Here is a 16,939-nt window from a genome sequence, read left to right as displayed (position 1 = left end):
CCAGTTTCTATGCCCGACCGAAAAACAGTCGACGCGTAGACGAGGCGTTTGAAGTCCATCATGGCGCTGGCAGCCAAACTGCAGCTCAGACAATCCCAGTCGCTGGTGATGACGCCGCAGCTGATGCAGTCGATCCGGCTGCTGCAGCTCACCCATGTCGAGCTCGAGCGCTTCATCGACGAGGAGATCGAGCGCAATCCGCTGCTGGAACGGGCCGAGCCGCAGGACGATGCCGCCGGCGATCTATCCCAGAAAGGCGAGACATCGCCGGAAAAGGACAGAGAAGGCGACTGGTTCGAGGGCGAGATGGAGTGGAGCGCGGAAGCGATCTCGCAAAAGCTCGATTCTTCCCTGGAGAACCTGTTTCCAGACGACCCAGGCACCAGCGAGAGGCTGGGGCCGGATCTCACGGCGCAATGGAAGTCGGCCGCTGGGGGCGGCGCGGGCGCAGCATCGTCCGAGGGGTTCGACGTCGGCGACATGGCCGCGGCCGCCATCACGCTGCGCGAACATGTCGGCGAGCAGATCGCGCTTGCCTCCTTGAGCCCCGGCGAACGCCTTATCGCGGGTGAGCTAGCCGAAGGGCTCGACGAAGCCGGGTACCTGCGCACCGAACTCGACGAGATCGCGGTTCGGCTCGGCACGGACGGCGCGGCGGTGGCGCGGGTGCTTGGCGTGTGCCAGACCTTCGAGCCGGCAGGACTTTTCGCGCGCGACCTTGCCGAGTGCCTGTCGCTGCAACTGGCGGTGCGCGACCGGCTCGATCCGGCGATGAAGGCGCTGGTCGCCAACCTCGAGCTTCTGGCGCGGCGGGATTTCCAGTCGCTGAAACGCATCTGCGGCGTCGACGAGGAAGACCTGCTCGACATGCTGGCCGAGATCCGCGCGCTGGATCCGCGGCCCGGCCTGGCGTTTTCGGGCGGCGCGAGCGACGCGATCGTCGCCGATGTCGAGGTGCGCGCGGCCAATGACGGCAGCTGGGCGGTGGAGCTCAATGCCGATACGCTGCCTCGCGTGCTGGTGGACAATGTCTATTTCGCCCGCATTTCGAGCCATGCCAGGGACCAGGCGGAAAAAGAGTTTCTCGCCGAATGCCTGCAGAACGCCAACTGGCTGACGCGCAGTCTCGATCAACGGGCCAAGACCATTCTCAAGGTGGCGTCCGAGATCGTGCGGCAACAGGACGCTTTCCTCGTCCATGGCGTGCGTCACCTCAAGCCGCTCAACCTGCGTACGGTGGCCGACGCCATTGGCATGCATGAATCGACGGTCAGCCGCGTCACCGCCAACAAATATATGCTGACGCCGCGCGGCGTCTTCGAGCTGCGCTATTTCTTCACCGCGTCAATTGCCTCCGCGGAAGGCGGCGAAGCGCATTCGTCCGAGGCCGTGCGCGACCGCATCAAGCAGATGATCGACGAGGAAAAGCCCATCGACGTGCTTTCCGACGACGCCATCGTCGACATGCTCAAGGAAAGCGGGGTCGACATCGCGCGCCGCACCGTCGCGAAATATCGCGAAGGCATGAACATTCCCTCGTCGGTGCAGCGGCGGCGGGAGAAGCGGGCGCTCGCGAACGCCGGCCGCTAGGCCGATGCGAATCTCGACAAGCCCTGGCCGGTGCGAGACGGTGCTGATTTCCCACAATTCCCGAGTTTCATTGACAAGCCGCAATGAAGTGTCTAGAAGCCCGCCCGCATGGAGCAGGGCGGTGATGCCCGCTAGCGAATGGGTCCGTCAGACACGGCCATGGACGGCCAAGAAGGCGACTTGTGATCAACCGGAAAGTTCGGGTCTAAAATCGGCGCGCATGCCGCTGCAAAGCTTGTGCGCGCGCACCACGGGTATAAACTCGGGAACAGTTTGAAGCCTGAGCAAGGAAGGTCAGTTTTCAGATGAATCTACGCATTTCGGGAAAACACATGGACATCGGCGATGCGTTCCGCACGCGCATCAACGACCGGGTCGGCGAGGCGATCGAGAAATATTTCGATCGGGGTTTTTCAGGACATGTCACGGTCATCAAATCGGGGTCGCGTTTCTCCGCCGACTGCATGGTCCGGCTCGATTCCGGCGCTTCTTTGCAGGCGACCGGCGATGCCCAGGACCCGACGCTTGCCTTCGAGGCGGCGGCCGAGCGCCTGGAAACGCGGCTGCGGCGCTACAAGCGCCGGCTGAAGTCGCGCAACACCGGCAACGGCAATGGCGAAGAGCCGACCGACATCGCCTACACCGTGATGGCTCCCCTCGCCGACGACGAGGAAGACATTCCGGAGGACTTCGCTCCGGTCATCGTCGCCGAATCAAGCTTGACGCTGCGGACCATGTCGGTGGCTTCGGCGGTCATCGAGCTCGACAACAGCGACAGCCCGGTCTTCCTGTTCCGCAACGCCGGAACCGACCATCTCAACATCGTCTACCGCCGGCCGGATGGCAACATCGGCTGGATCGATCCGTCGACGACCAAAGTCGCGCAAGGATAAAAAGCCAGCCGCGCAAGGGGGCGACGACTGGCGCGGCAGGCGAGCAAGGGATGTTTCAAGCATGGATCTCAGCGATCTCATCAGCGTTCCGGCGATCATGCCGGCGTTGAAGGCGAATTCCAAAAAGCAGCTTCTGCAATTGCTGTCGGAGAGGGCGGCGGCAATTTCGGGGATTCCGGAGCGGGAGGTGTTCGACACCATCCTGCAGCGCGAGCGGCTGGGCTCGACCGGCGTCGGCAACGGCATTGCCATTCCTCACGGCAAGCTCGCCGGCGTGAAGCGGATCGCCGGCGTCTTCGCCCGGCTGGAAACGCCGGTCGATTTCGAGGCGCTGGACGACCAGCCGGTCGACCTGGTGTTTTTGCTGCTTGCGCCGGAAGGTGCCGGCGCCGACCATCTCAAGGCGCTGTCGCGCATCGCACGCGTGCTGCGCGATGCCGACACGGTGGCCAAGATCAGGGGCACGCGCGACGCGGTGGCGATCCACGCGCTCTTGTCTGATACGCAGGCCTCGCACGCGGCCTGACGTTTTGGGATCGAACCTGGTTTTTGGGATGAAGCCCTAGAGGGGCCGCCGGGAGCGGCCCTTTCCATTTCAGACTGCCAGCAATCGCCTTAGTGAATGGCGACAGTGGTCAGGTCGTTCTCCAACGCACCCGCCAGTGCCCGGTCACGGGCGTCGGAAAGCAGAATCGGCTGGCCGTTGGCGGCAAACAGCGCCCACAGCTCCAGGCCGGGCGCGATCTCGCCGAGGCCGGGGAAGCGGCCGCGCAGGTCGTCGCTCGACACTTTCCTGAGATAAGCGACCGAACCTTCGCCGAGATGGGCGAGTTCGCCGCTGGTCATGGTGATCGTTTCGTCAGTTCTGGTCATTTCAAGCCTCCTTGGCGCGAGGACGCCAGGATCGGCCGCCTCGCATAGAGCCATCGGCAAAGGTCAGTCTTTCACCGATATGTTTATTTTCCGTACCATCCGCTCGGACTCCGGCCGATCGAGATCGATCGACAGCAGACCGTTCTTCAGTTCCGCCGCGATCACCCGCATGCCGTCGGCCAGCACGAAGCAGCGCTGGAACTGGCGCGCGGCGATGCCGCGGTGCAGGAATTCGCGCTCGGTGTCGTCGGTCTGACGACCGCGCACGATCAGCTGGTTTTCCTCCGTGGTGACATCGAGGTCGCTTTCTGCAAAACCGGCAACGGCCAGCGTGATGCGCAGCCTTTCGGCCTTGCCGTCGGCGGCATTGAGGCGCTCGATATTGTACGGAGGGTAGCTGTCGCCGGACTTCGCCAGACGCTCAAGCGTCTTTTCCATGGCATCAAAACCCAGGAGAAGCGGGCTGGAGAAAGGCGTCATTCGACTCATTGTTACACTGTCCTCTGAAGAGCGACACAAACTGGAAAAACCCGGATGGCATTTTTCCCGATGGTCTTGATATGGTCCGTCGCGCGATCAAGTTCAAGCCGCCAAATCAGGATGGCGTTTCGTCGAACCGTCATCTTCATCCAGCCTTTCATTGGAGCATGATTTCGTCCGAAAACCGGTTCCCACCTTTCGGGAACCATGCTCTAAAACCCGCCCAAAAAGACTTCCCAAAAGGAATTGAAATGCCCCAGTCCAGAAAGATCATCATCGACACGGATCCCGGCCAGGACGATGCCGTTGCCATATTGCTGGCGCTCGGCAGTTCCGAGCTGGAGATCGTCGGCATCACCGCGGTAGCCGGCAACGTGCCGCTGAATCTGACCCAGAACAACGCCCGCAAGATATGCGAGCTGGCCGGCCGGCCCGACATCAAGGTCTATGCCGGCGCCATCCGGCCGCTGGCGCGTGAACTCGTCACCGCCGAGGAGGTGCATGGCAAGACCGGCCTGAACGGCCCGCAGCTGCCCGAGCCGACCATGCCGCTCCAGGAACAATATGCCGTCGATTTCATCGTCGAGACGCTGATGCGCGAGGAAAGCGGCACCATCACGCTCTGCCCGCTCGGACCACTCACCAACATCGCGCTGGCGCTGATCCGCGAGCCCAGGATCGCGCCGCGGATCAAGGAAATCGTCCTGATGGGCGGCGGCTTCTTCGAGGGCGGCAATGTCACGCCGGCCGCCGAATTCAATATCTATGTCGACCCGCAGGCCGCCGATCTGGTGTTCAAATCGGGCATTCCGATCGTGATGATGCCGCTCGACGTCACCCACCAGGCGCTGACCACGTCCGAGCGCATCCAGGCCTTCCGCAAGCTCGGCACCAAGGTCGGCACCGCGACCGCCGAGATGCTGGAGTTCTTCGAGCGCTATGACGAGGAAAAATACGGCACTGATGGCGGGCCGCTGCACGACCCGTGCGTGATCGCCTATCTCGTCAAGCCGGAGCTGTTCAAGGGCCGCCACTGCAATGTCAGCGTCGAGACCGCGTCCGAACTCACCATGGGCATGACGGTGATCGACTGGTGGGGCGTCGCCAAGCGCAAAAAGAACGCCATGGTGATGCGCGACATCGACCATGACGGCTTCTTCGCGCTGCTGGTGGAGCGGCTCGGGCGGCTGTAAGGACCGCTTCTTCCTTCCCCCTTGTGGGGGAAGGTGGATCGGCGCGAAGCGCCGAGACGGATGAGGGGTGCTCCAGCGGGGTGAGGCGTCGGCATTCCCTGGAACACCCCTCATCCGTCGCCTTCGGCGAAACCTTCTCCCACAAGGGGAGAAGGTGAGGTGTTATTTCGCCTTGGAGAACGCCAGCCACAGTCCGCCGCCGACTAGGAAGCTGCCGCTGATGCGCGACATCAGCTTGACGCGGCTGGCCGACAGAACGCGCCCGGCGCGGCCCGCGGCAAGGGCATAGGTCGAATCCGACATGGCGGCGAAGATCATCGCTGTCAGGCCCATGACGACAATCTGCAGCGTATAATTGCCCTGCGGCGCGATGAACTGCGGGAAGAAGGCGCCGAAAAACACCAAAGTCTTCGGATTTGAGATCGCCACCAGAAAACCCTGCAGGAAGAAGCCGCCGCGCGGCTTTTTGGCCGAGCCGTCGGGGTTCAGCGCGCCTTTGGCGCGAAACATCTGCACGCCCATCCAGATGAGATAAGCGGCGCCGATCAGCCGCACCCATTCGAACCAGTGGCCCATGCCGGCGATCAGCGTATTGAGGCCGATGCCGACGATGGCGATCATGATGGCAAGGCCGGCCTGGGTGCCGGCGACGTTGGCCAAGCCCGCGCGCGAGCCGTGGCGGATGCTGTTGGCGATGATCAGCGTGACCGTGGGTCCCGGCACCAGGATGATGACGATGCAGGCGACGACGTAGGTGGCGTAGAGTTCCAGCGACATGATTTCTCTCGAACAGGACAGCGCCGACTTGGGCGGAGCGCGATCAATGCACGGGATTGACGCTGGCGCAAGCTGGCCGGGCAGGGCGGCCCGTCATGCAGCTCCCGCCGCCCATGGCAGGGTTGCCTCGTAGGCGGCGCCGGCCTTGAGCACGGCGAGATCGCCGCGCGGGCGGCCGATCAATTGCATGCCCATCGGCCGGCCCTTGCCGTCGAAGCCGGCCGGCACGTTGAGCGCCGGGCAGCCGCCCAGCGTGGCAAAGGCAGAGACCTGCATCCAGCGGTGATAGCTGTCCATGGTCCGCCCCGCGACCTCGCGCGGCCAGTGGGTGGTCACGTCGAACGGGAAGACCTGAGCGGTGGGCAGCGCGATCAGGTCGAAGCGCCCGAACAGCGACAGCAGCGTGCGGTGCCACGAAGTGCGCCGGACAGTCGCGGCATGGATCTGCGGCGCGGTCAGGCGCATCGCCTGCTCCACTTCCCAGACAGCCTCGGGCTTCAGAAGCCTGCGTTTTGCCGGATCGTCGTAATGCGCCTTCAGCCCGCAGCCGCTGCTCGCCTGGCGCAATGTGACAAAAGCCTGCCACAGCGCCTCGAAGTCAACATCCGGCACCAAGGCCTCGCTGTGGAAGGAAGCATCGGCGAAGCGGGCAAGCGCGGCCTCGCAAAGGTCAAGCACGCCGGGCTCCGTCGGCAAGCGACCGCCGAGGTCGCCCAGCCAGGCGATGCGGCCGCCTGACGCTTTGGTCCGCAAACCTTCAAGGAACGAGCCCGTCTTGTCGTGCGAAAGCGGTGCATGCGGGTGATAGCCGGCCTGCTCATCAAGCAGCAGCGCGATGTCGCGAATGTTGCGGCCCATCGGCCCTTCGACGCCCATCTGCGAATGGAAGACATCGACGTCCGGGCCAGCAGGCACCAAGCCCTGCGAGGGACGGAAGCCGTAGACATTGTTGTAGGCCGCCGGATTGCGCAGCGAACCGCCGAAGTCGCTGCCGTCGGCGACCGGCACCATGTCGAGCGCCAGCGCCACGGCCGCGCCGCCGCTCGAGCCGCCGGCGGTCAGCGCCGGGTCGAAGGCGTTGAGCGTCGGCCCGAAAACCGGATTGTAGGTGTTGGAGCCGAGGCCGAATTCCGGAACATTGGTCTTGCCGATGATGATGGCCCCGGCCTCGCGGACGCGCTCGACGAAGAAGTCATCCGTGTCGGGAATGAAATCGGCAAAGATCGGCGAGCCGAAGGTGGTTCTGAGCCCCTTGGTCTGGGCAAGGTCCTTGATGGCGATCGGCAGGCCGTACAGCGATCCGGCCTCGCCGCCACGGGCGAGATGAGCATCGGCCCTGCCGGCCTCGGCAAGGACATCGGCGTGCTCGCGCAGCGAGACGATGGCATTGACCTGTGGGTTCACGGCCTCGATGCGGTCGAGGAACGCGCCGACCACCTCGCGAACCGAGAAGCGACGCCGTCTGATGCCTTCAGCGAGCTCAACGGCGGAGAGGCGGCAGATATCGCCGGCCGGCGGCACGGCATGTTTTGTGACGGGGCGCATCGCTCAACGGGTGCCCGCCAAAGTCGCGTCGACATCCTTGGCCAGTGGGATCGCCGGTTGCGCGCCTGGCTTCAGGCAGGCGAGCGACCCGGCCGCGGCGGCGCGGGTGAGCGCATCCTGAAGTGAGAGACCGGACGACAGGCCGGCGCCGAAATAGCCGCAAAACGTATCGCCGGCGCCCACCGTGTCGACCGGGGTGATCTTCAGCGCCGGAACGGCAAGGAAATCGCCCGGTGTGGCGGCCAGCACCCCGTCGCCTCCGAGCGTGACGACGATGATGCGGCCTGTCTTTTTGGCATAGTCGCGCATGCGGGCCGGGCGGTCGCGCCCCGAAAGCGCGAGCGCCTCGCCATAGAGATCGAACTCGGTTTCGTTGGCGACGGCATAGTCGGCCTTGCCGAGGAGGTCGGCGGCTTCGGCACGGAAGGGGGCGGTGTTGAGCACGCTGACGGCGCCCGCCGCGCGCGCCGCGTCGAGCGTGGCCTCGACCGTCTGCAACGGGATCTCGTGCTGCAGGAGCACGACGTCGCCTTTCTTGAGATAGGCCTTGGCGACATCGCCCGGCACAACCGAATCATTGGCGCCCGGCACGACGGCGATGACGTTTTCGCCGTCGCCGCCGACCAGGATCAACGCCGTGCCGGTGGAGGCGAAGGTCTCGCCGACACCGGACAGATCGACATTGCCGGCCCTGAGAAGGGCGAGCGCCTCGGCGGCAAAACTATCCTTGCCGACCGCGCCCACCATGCGCACTTGCGCGCCGGCGCGCGCCGCGGCCAGCGCCTGGTTGGCCCCTTTGCCGCCGGGCGCGGTGGCGAAGCCGGAGCCGCGCACCGTCTCGCCGGGTTCCGGCAAGCGGTCGACATTGGCGATGAGGTCGAGGTTGATCGAACCGACAACGATAATCAAAAAACTGCCTCCCGGTGAGGCGGGTCAGCCTGTGCTGAAAGGCGGACCTGCTCCAAGACTTCTGCTTTCTTGCGCAATTCCAGGGGAAATGCATGGCGTGTTTTTTCCCCTGGAATTGCAGGCTGGGCGCGAAGCTAGCCGCAAAGCCCGCCGGTTGCCAGATCATGTCGTCGCTGGCGCGGTCTGGCCCACAGCATCATTCGCAACGGACAGTGACCTCCGCCTGGTAACTGCCGGCCGGGAAGATGCCCGGCGATTTCGTGGCGGTCAGATCGACCTGGATGGTATGGGTGCCGTTGGTCAGCCGCTGCGGCGAGCCGCCTGGGTTATCCAGCCCCGAGCCGTCGAGGCGGAAGACTGAGGCGAAAGAGACGTCGGTGTCGCCGCCGCTCGGAGCCGACGTGAAGGCGATCGGCGCCGGCGCGGAGACGGTATAGCAGTCTAGCAGGTTCAGGATCGAACACAGCGTCGAGTTCGCGATGATAGTGGCGCCGGCGCTCGACCCGCCCGCCTGCTTGGAACCGAATATGTTGATAGAGGGGTTCGACTTCATCGTTCCCGAGGCACCGATCATGATGGTGCAGGTGCCGATGATCGCCGCCTGTGCTGGGAGACAGAAGCCGGCAAGCGCTGCCGTCGTAAGCAGCGCGCGGCTATTTCCTCTTCTTTTTCTTTTCATTGCCGGTCGTGCCTCTGATGCTCCAGCCTTCGTTGGCCCATCCCGCCGATGCGGCCGAGCGAGCCGTAGGAGCCTCGGAAGCCGTGGCAGCGATGCCCGTCGTGCTCCCCGTTGTCTGACCATCGGCGCCAAGGCCCATTTTCAGGAGCTTCAATTCAAGCTGCAGGCGCTCGACTTCCAGCTCGTAGAGGCGGCTGCAATCGACGCGTTTCGGCGTCCGCCCGATCGGGATCACCACGCGGCCGTATGTTGCGATGTCGCTATTGGCCTGATTGCTGCTGTTGTTGCCCCGGATGACGCCGAGGTCGAGATAGGCGCCGCTGCCGGAGACGGCTGAGCGGCAGGTCGTGCCGTCGCTGGCATGAACCTCGTCCTGGCCCTGAGGCAGGCTGACGCCGGGCAGACTGAAACCGGTTTGGTTCTGATTCAGGTTCAGGATGTCCTCGGCAAGCCCCTGACTTACGACAGCCAAGGCGGACAGCAGGGACAAGGTCAGAACCTGCGATGCCCGAAAAACTTTCCGCATATCTGTGCCCTTATCTGGGTCTGCTCGCTTGGAAAGGGGATACTCTCGGTACAGATACGCACCTTGCGCTCGTTCGCGCCGTCGAACGGGACGACCACCAGAACCGGACGCGACGCCTGGCCGGCCAGAAGGAAGGCGCTTGGCGTGATCTTGGCGTCGACCGGCTGGAAATCCTGGTCATAGACATGAACCTCGACACGTATGCGCTGGTTATACGGGTTGCCTGGGAAGACACGAACGGCGAAAGCATCCGCGAAGGATCGCACCTCACCCCGCATCGGCGTCATCGACTGGCCGGTCGCGGCGATGGGAAACAGCACGGCAGTCAGGCCCGCCGCCAGAATTGCAATCGTTCTCAAGGATCACTCCTTTCGCGACAAGACTATTCGCAGCGCAGCGTCACCGTTGCTTGGTAGTTGCCGGCGGAGAAGCGGTTCGTGCCGCTCTTGGTGCCGGAAAGATTGACGGCGACCGTGGATGTGCCTGGCACCGTCAGGGCCGTCGCAGTGCCGGTTTCCGCAATCGTCTGGGCGCCGGAAGTGGCGAAGGTGGGGGTCCATGTCGTCGCCGTAACGTCCGAAGCCGGCACGGTCGTCGTGGTTACCGGGTCTACGCTGAGCGAGACGCCGCCCGTGGTATCGACCTGAGCGCTGCCGGCTGAGCCGCCGGCATTATGCGAGCTCAGCGACTGAAGATTGCTGCTGACGGTCATCGTACCGTTGGAGTTGATCGTGACCGTGCAGGTCGCGGTGATCGTACCATTGAACAGCACATTTCCGGTGGTGGCGGCCGATGCTGCCTGGCCGCCGCAGGCGGCGAGCACGCTCGCAGCCATGACGGCGCGAAAGAACTTCATTGAGACCCCGCTTTCGAGCCGGATAGTGCGGCTCAACGTGGGGTTATCTTCTCTTTATCGTGGTTAATTTAGCGTTAAGTGAAATAACAACGGAAAGCAACTTCAAAGAAAGCGGCGATAACCAGAGGTTGTTGCCGGTTGCATTTCATGAAAAAGGCTGTTTATTTGTTTGGCTTGTGCCGGTTTATATTTTGATACGCGGTTTTTCGCAAGGAGGCGCGAAAAAATCGATTGTTTTTCAGGACGTCACTTGTCCCGCTTCCCAACCGAGGATGGCGCGCTTGCGCGTCAGGCCCCAGTGATAGCCGGTGAGCGCGCCGGACTTGCCCAACGCCCGGTGGCAGGGCACCACGAACGACATCGGGTTGGCGCCCACCGCCGCGCCTACGGCCCGGCTCGCGCTTGGCGCGCCGATACTTGCCGCGATCGAGGAATAGGTGCAGGCCCTACCCATCGGGATGCGCAGCAATGCTTCCCAGACGCGAAGCTGGAAATCAGTGCCTATCATCACCACGCGCAGCGGCTGGTCGGCGCGCCATCGCGTCGGGTCGAAGACCCGCGCGGCGTAAGCCTGGGTAACGGACATGTCCTCGACATAGGTCGCGTTCGGCCAGCGGCCGGACATGTCGGCGAAGGCCGCCCGCTCGCCACCGGCGTCACAGAAGGCGAGACCCGCCAGGCCCCGGTCGGTGACCATGATCAGCGCGATACCGAAAGGCGAGATGTGATAGCCGTAGCGGATGGTGAGACCCGCGCCCCGGGTCTTATAGTCGCCGGGCGACATCGCCTCATGGGTGACGAAGAGGTCGTGCAGCCGGCCCGGACCGGACATGCCGAGTTCGAACGAGGTCTCCAGGAGCGGCATGCCTGAATCGAGCAGCCTGCGCGCGTGGTCGAGCGTCACCGCCTGCAGGAAGGCCTTGGGCGACAGGCCGGCCCAGCGCGTGAACAGTTTCTGCAGGCCGGTCGGCGTCTCGCCGACTTCCTCGGCCAGCACCTCGAGCGAGGGCTGATCGCGATAGTCGAGGCTGATCTTCTCGATGGCGCGGCGCACGACGTCGTAGTCGCTGCCTTCCGGCGTGATGTCATTCTCAAGGATCGCGGTTGGTTTCATCCGCGTATTCATGGTCATCTGAGCGTTCATGGCAATATCTCCTTGACCGCGAATATCGGTCCTCCAGAGCTTTGCCACCACCCGAAACTTGCCTTCCCGCCATCCGCACCCAGATAGAGTCAGCTTCGGGCCGAAGAGGGTGATCATGGCCGTCGAAAAGGTTGATCTGACCGGGGCAAGGGAGACCTTGCTGATGACGCTCTACGGCAAGGCGCTGGAGAGCCGGCTGGCCAATTCGCTGCTCCAGGATCGCTTTGCCGACGAGGCGGTGCGCAGGATCGAGTATGATTTCTCGAGGCTCAAGGTCGACGGCAATCTCGGGCTGGGATTTGCAATCAGGGCGAAGACACTGGACGAATCAGCGCGTCTTGGCGGTCGCCAGCGCGCGCGAAAAGGCGGTGGCAAAACTTTCGCGGTCGTCGGGATTGAGGAAGCCGCCAATCGCGACACTCTTGCCTTGCGCCTCGACGGCCATCTTGGTGATGCCGATCTCAGCATGGCGGGCGATCGAGAACCGCGTCCAGAACGGGTTGAAGCGATGGTTTTCCGAGCGGCCGGAAGGCGCTGTCTTGCGAATGTCGAGACTGGTGCGCGAGACGGAGATTTCCTCACGGGCGCGCGCAGCCCGGTAATTGGCGCGGAAAGCGATGTAGACGGCGACCACGTCGAGGCCGAAGAAGCCAAACACCGGCCAGGCGCCATGCGCCAGGAAGAACGCGCCGGTGACCGCCCAGCCGAACAGAAGCGCTCCCATCAGGATCAGGAAGCCGGTGCGGCCGAGCGAGCGGTGCGGCGTCAGCAAGGCCTGGAAAAATGGCTCGTCGGCCTGGAACGAGGCGTTTGTGTCGCTCATGAGGGAATATTATAGGAGGGAAATGGCGCCTCCCAAGTCGAAAAAATCCGCAGCTGTCAAAAAACCTCAGCCCGCTATCCCGGGCGGCGGACGGGCGCCTGGTCGACGGCCGCGAAAAGCCGCCACGCGGTCGCTCTACAGCCCCGCCGAGGTGCATGAGATATTCCGGCGCTTTTCCGTGCAGCGGCCTGAGCCGAAAGGCGAGCTCGACTATGTCAACGCCTTCACCCTGCTGGTCGCGGTGGTGCTGTCGGCGCAAGCGACGGACGCCGGCGTCAACAAGGCGACCAAGGCGCTGTTCGCCGCGGCCGACACACCGGCCAAGATGCTGGCATTGGGCGAGGCCAAGGTCGGCGACTATATCCGCACCATCGGTCTGTGGCGCAACAAGGCCAAGAACGTGATCGCGCTGTCCAAGGCGCTGATCGACGATTATGCAGGCCAGGTGCCGCCGGATCGCGACGAGCTGGTGAAGCTGCCGGGCGTCGGGCGCAAGACCGCCAATGTCGTGCTCAACGTCGCCTTCGGCCAGCATACCATGGCGGTCGACACGCATATCTTCCGCATCGGCAACCGTATCGGGCTGGCGCCCGGCAATACGCCGGATCAGGTCGAACAGGGGCTGCTCAAGGTCATCCCCGCCGAATATATGCGCCATGCGCATCACTGGCTGATCCTGCATGGCCGCTATGTCTGCAAGGCGCGCAAGCCCGATTGCCCGGTCTGCGTCATCGCCGACATCTGCAAGTCGAAGGAAAAGACCACCGACGTGCCCGCCCCGCTGGTGCCGATCGCGCCGCTGGATGAGACGTTTCCGGTCGAGGCCGTCTGACTCAGTAAAGTTTTAATATCCGTAGCCGCGCGCCATGGCCGCGGCAAAAACTGGAATGAGCAGGAAGATAAAGCCCTCGGCGCGGACATAGTTCTTCACCGAGGCCAATTCCGCCGCCGGCACCGCGAAAGACGGATTGCCGCTCGCCTGCCTGTTCCAGGAGAGGAAGCGCATAGTCGGCACAATCGACAGCAGGCCGACGATGACGAAGGCCGCCATCTTTGCCCAGAACACCCAATTGTAGACGTAGAATTCCCAGCCCTTCAGACCGAAGAACACCCGGCAGATGCCGACGATGACGATCAGCACGGCGATGATGCCGTAGTGGCGGTCGATACCGACAAGGCGCTTCAGCGTCGCCGCTGCCAAATCGCCGCGCACAAGCACGAACTCGGCGCCGATGATGCCGGCCAGCGAGAACACCAGAAGGTGATGCGCGATCGCCAGCAACAGGTCCGTGGTGTCCATGGTTCTTCCTTCGGTCGACTTGCGTTTCTGGGTCGGCTTCGGGCGCAAACTAGCATCGCCGGGGAAAAAGCCCATAGCGATGCAGCCGTGCCATGGCTTCTATGGCTGGAAGAGCCAACGCATTGGCCTGGCTCTTGATCGAGCGTGCTGTTTTGCTAAGCGCGGTCGCATCAATGGAGGGCAATGCCATGAGCATCAAGATCGAAGCCGGCGTGCCGCTTCTCGAAACGGCGCGCACCGTTTTGCGGCCGCACAGGCTGGACGATTTTGAAGCCTATGCCGCCATGTGGGCGGAGCCCGCCGTCACCCGTTTCATCGGCGGCAAGCCGCGCACGCGGGAGGAGAGCTGGATGCGCTTCCTGCGCCATGCCGGCCTATGGTCGCTGATCGGCTATGGATTCTGGGCGATCGAGGACAAGGCGAGGGGGAGCTTCATCGGCGAGGCCGGCTTCCACGACCTCAAGCGCGAGATCGTGCCGTCTCTCGAAGGCGTGCCGGAGGCCGGCTGGGCGCTGGCCTCGGAGGCGCATGGCCAAGGGCTTGCGAGCGAAGTCGTGGGGCGGATCGTCGCCTGGAGTGACGAGACGTTCGGACAGGCAAGAACCGTCTGCATCATCGATCCGGAAAACGGCGCTTCGCAGAAGGTGGCCGAAAGGAACGGCTATAAAGAAATTTTGCGGACCACCTACCACGAGAAGCCGACGATCCTGCTGGAACGGCAGGCCGGATCCGGAAAGCAAAGCGCTTAACCCGCCTTGCGGCGCAAGGCCCCTGCCACTCCGTTCCACGCGTCCGCCTTTGCACCTGGATGGCTGCCCAGCACCGTCGTCGCGTCGAATGGCTGAGGCCTCGCTATGGCATAGCCCTGCGCGTAGTCGACGCCGATCGCCTTCAAGGCTTCGGCGATGCCATCGCTTTCGACGAATTCGGCGATGGTGCGTTTTCCCGTCACCTTGCCGATGTGATGGATCATCTCGACCATCGCGCGGTCGATGCGGTCGTCGAGCATGTCCTTGACGAAGCCGCCGTCGATCTTGAGGTAGTCGACCGGCAGATGTTTCAGATAGGCGAAGGACGACATGCCGGAGCCGAAATCGTCGAGCGCGAAGCGGCAGCCCAGGCCGCGCAGATCGGCGATGAAGCGCATGGCCTCGGTCAGATTGGCGATGGCACTGGTCTCGGTGATCTCCAGGCAGATCGTTTCGGGCGCAATGGCGTGCGCGGCGAACTGCTCACGCATGAAGCCGAGAAACGTCTCGTCGCCGAATGTGGCGCCGGAGAGATTGATCGCGCAGGTGGATATCGGCGTCGCGCGCGGATCGGTGCGTCGCGACGCCAATATGGCGAAGGCGTTGCGTATCACCCAGCGGTCGATCGCCGGCATCAGTCCATAGCGCTCCGCCGCCGGAATGAAGCTCTGCGGGGTGACGAAGCTGCCGTCCTCGTCGGTCAGCCTGAGCAGGATTTCGACATGCGCGCCTGCCTCGGCAATATCGTCGCGCAACGGCGCGATCTCCTGCGCATGCAGCCGGAAGCGGTTCTCATCCAGCGCAGCATGCAGGCGCTGCACCCAGGCCATCTCGCCGAAGCGCTCGCGAAGTGCGGTGTCGCCGTCGCTGTGGAGCTGGACGCGGTTGCGGCCCTTTTCCTTGGCCATGTAGCAGGCGACGTCGGCGGCGCGCAGCACATCCTCCAGCGTCATGCCGACATTGGCGACCTCGACCATGCCGATGCTGACGCTGATGTTGAAGGGACGCCTTTCCCAGGAGAAGTGCAGATCCTGGACCGTGGCGCGCAATCGTTCGGCGGTGGCGGCGGCACAGTCGGCATCGCAATCGAAGAGCAGCACGCCGAACTCGTCGCCGCCCAGTCTCGCCAGGATGTCGCCGGGCGGCAGCTCGTTGGCGAGCAGCGCCGAGATCTGGCGCAGCAACTGGTCGCCGGCGGCGTGGCCGCAGGTATCGTTGACCAGCTTGAACTGATCGAGGTCGAGATACATCAGCGCGTGCCGGCGCGACTTCTCCGGGTCTTCGGAGATCGCACTCGCCAGACGCTTCTCGAAGTCGCGGCGGTTGACGAGACCGGTCAGCGCATCATGCGATGCCTGCCACGACAGGCGCTCGATATAGTCCTGCTCGCGCGTCATGTCTTGCAGGGCCAGGACGCAACCCAGGATCGAGCCGGAAACGATCAGCGGAGCGCCGTTCAGCGCCACCGGCACGACCGAACCGTCGGGGCGCTCCAGAAGCTGCGGGCGAACATTGGAGCGGCGCGGCTCGCCCGCCAGCAGGCGCGGGATCAGATCGGTCTCCTCGACGCCGCTGTCCTTGTCCACGAGCCGGAACAACGAGGCGACCGATCTGCCTTTGGCGGCGGGTAAAGAGCAGGCAAGCAGCCTTTCCGCTCCGGCATTCATATAGTCCAGCCGCCCCTTGGCATCGGTGCTGATGACAGCCTGGCCGATCGAGGCCAATGTGATCTGAGCCCGCTCGCGCTCGGCGCTGAGGGCTGTCTGAAATGCCTGGCGCTGTTTCATCAGCTTTCGCGTGCGCCAGACGGCGAGCAGGATAAGCAGCGCGGCTGTCGCGAGATTGGCCGCCGTCAGCGCCGTCTTGATGAAGCGCGATCCCTCGCCGAGACTGTCCGAAAAGTCCTTGGCGAGCGGCCCGATCCGGTGGTCGATCTGGTGGATTTGCACTTTCCAGAGAGCGATCTCGGCTGACGATGGCGGCCCTTTTTCGAGCCTGCGATGCATGTCGTCGCCAAGTCTTTGGATGGCGAGGATCATCTCGTCGGCAGCCGTCCAGTGGCGGATCGCCGTGTCGAGATAGCTGACGCCGCGGAAATTCCGGAACAGCCAGATCAGGCCGGCGACATCGTCGGGATGGTTGTTGCCGCCGAGAAAGCCAAGCCTGGCCGCATTCGTGTCGGGCTCAGCCTGTTCGAGCGCAAGCCGCGCGGCGCGATCGGCCAGCGGCACGGCGATGGCCTGACGATATTCGCTGAAATACTCTTCCCGGCCGGTGTCGGCATAAAGGCTGAGGAAATAGATGGCGTGCTTCTGCCCCTTCGACCATTGGCTTTCGCCGCCGACATAGGCGCGGACGGCTGACAACGTGTGGAGGCTGAGGGTCGCAATCAGCGCCTGGATCAGGACGACCGCGACGAAGGGCCAGACCAGCCCGATGAGACGCGGGGCGGCATCGGTCGATGAGAGCTTCATCCCATTCCCATGGCGCGTGCGCAGGCCCCCTCGGTGTCTGTCCGACTGGCTCATCCGCCGGTTGAGACGATGTTCTTCCCCACATGTCGTCCGGTTACTGGCGACATCAATCCAAATAACGTGCCTGG

Annotated in this window: 19 protein-coding genes; 6 read left to right on the top strand and 13 right to left on the bottom strand. The window is 63.8% G+C overall.

Features of this window, described 5'->3' with window-relative positions:
- Positions 1-60: 60 nt before the first annotated feature.
- The 3 genes from rpoN (at position 61) to ptsN (ending at position 3,009) form a co-directional block, all read left to right on the top strand.
- The gene (gene rpoN, locus LB525_RS24200) at positions 61-1,590 is read left to right on the top strand and encodes an RNA polymerase factor sigma-54 (protein ID WP_224548070.1); all 1,530 of its coding nucleotides are present in this window, start codon (positions 61-63) and stop codon (positions 1,588-1,590) included.
- Between the two features lie 305 nt (positions 1,591-1,895).
- A complete protein-coding gene (gene hpf, locus LB525_RS24195; protein ID WP_224548067.1) occupies positions 1,896-2,483 on the top strand; it encodes a ribosome hibernation-promoting factor, HPF/YfiA family in 588 nt (195 codons plus the stop codon).
- A gap of 61 nt (positions 2,484-2,544) precedes the next feature.
- Positions 2,545-3,009: a PTS IIA-like nitrogen regulatory protein PtsN gene (gene ptsN, locus LB525_RS24190; protein ID WP_042641064.1), complete on the top strand. Its 465-nt coding sequence runs from the start codon at positions 2,545-2,547 to the stop codon at positions 3,007-3,009.
- 89 nt (positions 3,010-3,098) lie between these two features.
- Here the strand turns inward: ptsN and LB525_RS24185 are convergent, their stop codons facing one another.
- Entirely contained in the window at positions 3,099-3,356 is a 258-nt protein-coding gene (locus LB525_RS24185; RefSeq protein WP_036257920.1) for a DUF1150 family protein, read from the bottom strand.
- Between the two features lie 63 nt (positions 3,357-3,419).
- A complete protein-coding gene (locus LB525_RS24180) occupies positions 3,420-3,845 on the bottom strand; it encodes an Hsp20 family protein (RefSeq protein ID WP_095769269.1) in 426 nt (141 codons plus the stop codon).
- Positions 3,846-4,087: 242 nt separating this feature from the next.
- On the opposite strand from LB525_RS24180, the gene LB525_RS24175 reads away from it, so the two are divergent.
- Positions 4,088-5,029, top strand: a complete 942-nt coding sequence (locus LB525_RS24175; protein WP_224548065.1) for a nucleoside hydrolase — start codon at positions 4,088-4,090, stop codon at positions 5,027-5,029.
- Between the two features lie 162 nt (positions 5,030-5,191).
- Here the strand turns inward: LB525_RS24175 and LB525_RS24170 are convergent, their stop codons facing one another.
- The 9 genes from LB525_RS24170 to LB525_RS24130 all read right to left on the bottom strand — a co-directional run bounded on the left by LB525_RS24170 (position 5,192) and on the right by LB525_RS24130 (position 12,288).
- Entirely contained in the window at positions 5,192-5,806 is a 615-nt protein-coding gene (locus LB525_RS24170) for a LysE family translocator (RefSeq protein ID WP_224548063.1), read from the bottom strand.
- A gap of 93 nt (positions 5,807-5,899) precedes the next feature.
- Complete coding sequence (locus LB525_RS24165; RefSeq protein ID WP_224548061.1) at positions 5,900-7,351, bottom strand: amidase; 1,452 nt, start codon at positions 7,349-7,351, stop codon at positions 5,900-5,902.
- Positions 7,352-7,354: 3 nt separating this feature from the next.
- A complete protein-coding gene (locus tag LB525_RS24160; RefSeq protein WP_095769273.1) occupies positions 7,355-8,260 on the bottom strand; it encodes a ribokinase in 906 nt (301 codons plus the stop codon).
- 196 nt (positions 8,261-8,456) lie between these two features.
- On the bottom strand, positions 8,457-8,939 hold the full coding sequence (locus tag LB525_RS24155; protein WP_095769274.1) for a hypothetical protein: 483 nt from the start codon (positions 8,937-8,939) through the stop codon (positions 8,457-8,459).
- On the bottom strand, positions 8,914-9,465 hold the full coding sequence (locus tag LB525_RS24150; RefSeq protein WP_095769275.1) for a hypothetical protein: 552 nt from the start codon (positions 9,463-9,465) through the stop codon (positions 8,914-8,916). Before LB525_RS24150 ends, LB525_RS24155 begins: the two co-directional genes overlap by 26 nt.
- Positions 9,432-9,824 carry a hypothetical protein gene (locus tag LB525_RS24145; RefSeq protein ID WP_140546269.1) on the bottom strand — a complete coding sequence of 131 codons (393 nt, stop codon included), beginning with the start codon at positions 9,822-9,824 and terminating at the stop codon, positions 9,432-9,434. The genes LB525_RS24150 and LB525_RS24145 overlap by 34 nt, the downstream gene beginning before the upstream one ends.
- Before the next feature lie 23 nt (positions 9,825-9,847).
- The gene (locus LB525_RS24140) at positions 9,848-10,321 is read right to left on the bottom strand and encodes a hypothetical protein (RefSeq protein ID WP_224548052.1); all 474 of its coding nucleotides are present in this window, start codon (positions 10,319-10,321) and stop codon (positions 9,848-9,850) included.
- Between the two features lie 238 nt (positions 10,322-10,559).
- Positions 10,560-11,465, bottom strand: a complete 906-nt coding sequence (locus tag LB525_RS24135) for a methylated-DNA--[protein]-cysteine S-methyltransferase (protein ID WP_224548043.1) — start codon at positions 11,463-11,465, stop codon at positions 10,560-10,562.
- A gap of 328 nt (positions 11,466-11,793) precedes the next feature.
- The gene (locus tag LB525_RS24130; RefSeq protein ID WP_140846281.1) at positions 11,794-12,288 is read right to left on the bottom strand and encodes a DUF2244 domain-containing protein; all 495 of its coding nucleotides are present in this window, start codon (positions 12,286-12,288) and stop codon (positions 11,794-11,796) included.
- Between the two features lie 22 nt (positions 12,289-12,310).
- On the opposite strand from LB525_RS24130, the gene nth reads away from it, so the two are divergent.
- A complete protein-coding gene (gene nth, locus LB525_RS24125; RefSeq protein ID WP_224548041.1) occupies positions 12,311-13,120 on the top strand; it encodes an endonuclease III in 810 nt (269 codons plus the stop codon).
- Positions 13,121-13,132: 12 nt separating this feature from the next.
- Here the strand turns inward: nth and LB525_RS24120 are convergent, their stop codons facing one another.
- Positions 13,133-13,588, bottom strand: coding sequence for a DUF2214 family protein (locus LB525_RS24120; RefSeq protein WP_224548030.1), 456 nt, complete (start codon positions 13,586-13,588; stop codon positions 13,133-13,135).
- A 188-nt stretch (positions 13,589-13,776) separates the two neighbouring features.
- Here LB525_RS24120 and LB525_RS24115 point away from each other — a divergent pair, with 188 nt between their 5' ends.
- Positions 13,777-14,337, top strand: a complete 561-nt coding sequence (locus LB525_RS24115) for a GNAT family N-acetyltransferase (protein ID WP_095769310.1) — start codon at positions 13,777-13,779, stop codon at positions 14,335-14,337.
- Here LB525_RS24115 and LB525_RS24110 read toward each other — a convergent pair.
- The gene (locus tag LB525_RS24110) at positions 14,334-16,811 is read right to left on the bottom strand and encodes an EAL domain-containing protein (protein WP_224548028.1); all 2,478 of its coding nucleotides are present in this window, start codon (positions 16,809-16,811) and stop codon (positions 14,334-14,336) included. The genes LB525_RS24115 and LB525_RS24110 overlap by 4 nt on opposite strands.
- Positions 16,812-16,939 lie beyond the last annotated feature (128 nt).

Source organism: Mesorhizobium sp. CA16 (assembly GCF_020165175.1).
GTDB lineage: Bacteria > Pseudomonadota > Alphaproteobacteria > Rhizobiales > Rhizobiaceae > Mesorhizobium.
Note: the sequence above shows the minus strand (reverse complement) of the source record. Positions and strands in the feature narration are given on the sequence as shown.

Coding starts and splice junctions, on each gene's coding strand:
- LB525_RS24140 (WP_224548052.1), bottom strand. CDS start 10,321: ATGAAGTTCTTTCGCGCCGTCATGGCTGCGAGCGTGCTCGCCGCCTGC.
- LB525_RS24180 (WP_095769269.1), bottom strand. CDS start 3,845: ATGAGTCGAATGACGCCTTTCTCCAGCCCGCTTCTCCTGGGTTTTGAT.
- hpf (WP_224548067.1), top strand. CDS start 1,896: ATGAATCTACGCATTTCGGGAAAACACATGGACATCGGCGATGCGTTC.
- LB525_RS24185 (WP_036257920.1), bottom strand. CDS start 3,356: ATGACCAGAACTGACGAAACGATCACCATGACCAGCGGCGAACTCGCC.
- LB525_RS24175 (WP_224548065.1), top strand. CDS start 4,088: ATGCCCCAGTCCAGAAAGATCATCATCGACACGGATCCCGGCCAGGAC.
- LB525_RS24165 (WP_224548061.1), bottom strand. CDS start 7,351: ATGCGCCCCGTCACAAAACATGCCGTGCCGCCGGCCGGCGATATCTGC.
- LB525_RS24150 (WP_095769275.1), bottom strand. CDS start 9,465: ATGCGGAAAGTTTTTCGGGCATCGCAGGTTCTGACCTTGTCCCTGCTG.
- LB525_RS24135 (WP_224548043.1), bottom strand. CDS start 11,465: ATGAACGCTCAGATGACCATGAATACGCGGATGAAACCAACCGCGATC.
- LB525_RS24130 (WP_140846281.1), bottom strand. CDS start 12,288: ATGAGCGACACAAACGCCTCGTTCCAGGCCGACGAGCCATTTTTCCAG.
- ptsN (WP_042641064.1), top strand. CDS start 2,545: ATGGATCTCAGCGATCTCATCAGCGTTCCGGCGATCATGCCGGCGTTG.
- nth (WP_224548041.1), top strand. CDS start 12,311: ATGGCGCCTCCCAAGTCGAAAAAATCCGCAGCTGTCAAAAAACCTCAG.
- LB525_RS24115 (WP_095769310.1), top strand. CDS start 13,777: ATGAGCATCAAGATCGAAGCCGGCGTGCCGCTTCTCGAAACGGCGCGC.
- LB525_RS24110 (WP_224548028.1), bottom strand. CDS start 16,811: ATGAAGCTCTCATCGACCGATGCCGCCCCGCGTCTCATCGGGCTGGTC.
- LB525_RS24155 (WP_095769274.1), bottom strand. CDS start 8,939: ATGAAAAGAAAAAGAAGAGGAAATAGCCGCGCGCTGCTTACGACGGCA.
- LB525_RS24120 (WP_224548030.1), bottom strand. CDS start 13,588: ATGGACACCACGGACCTGTTGCTGGCGATCGCGCATCACCTTCTGGTG.
- rpoN (WP_224548070.1), top strand. CDS start 61: ATGGCGCTGGCAGCCAAACTGCAGCTCAGACAATCCCAGTCGCTGGTG.
- LB525_RS24170 (WP_224548063.1), bottom strand. CDS start 5,806: ATGTCGCTGGAACTCTACGCCACCTACGTCGTCGCCTGCATCGTCATC.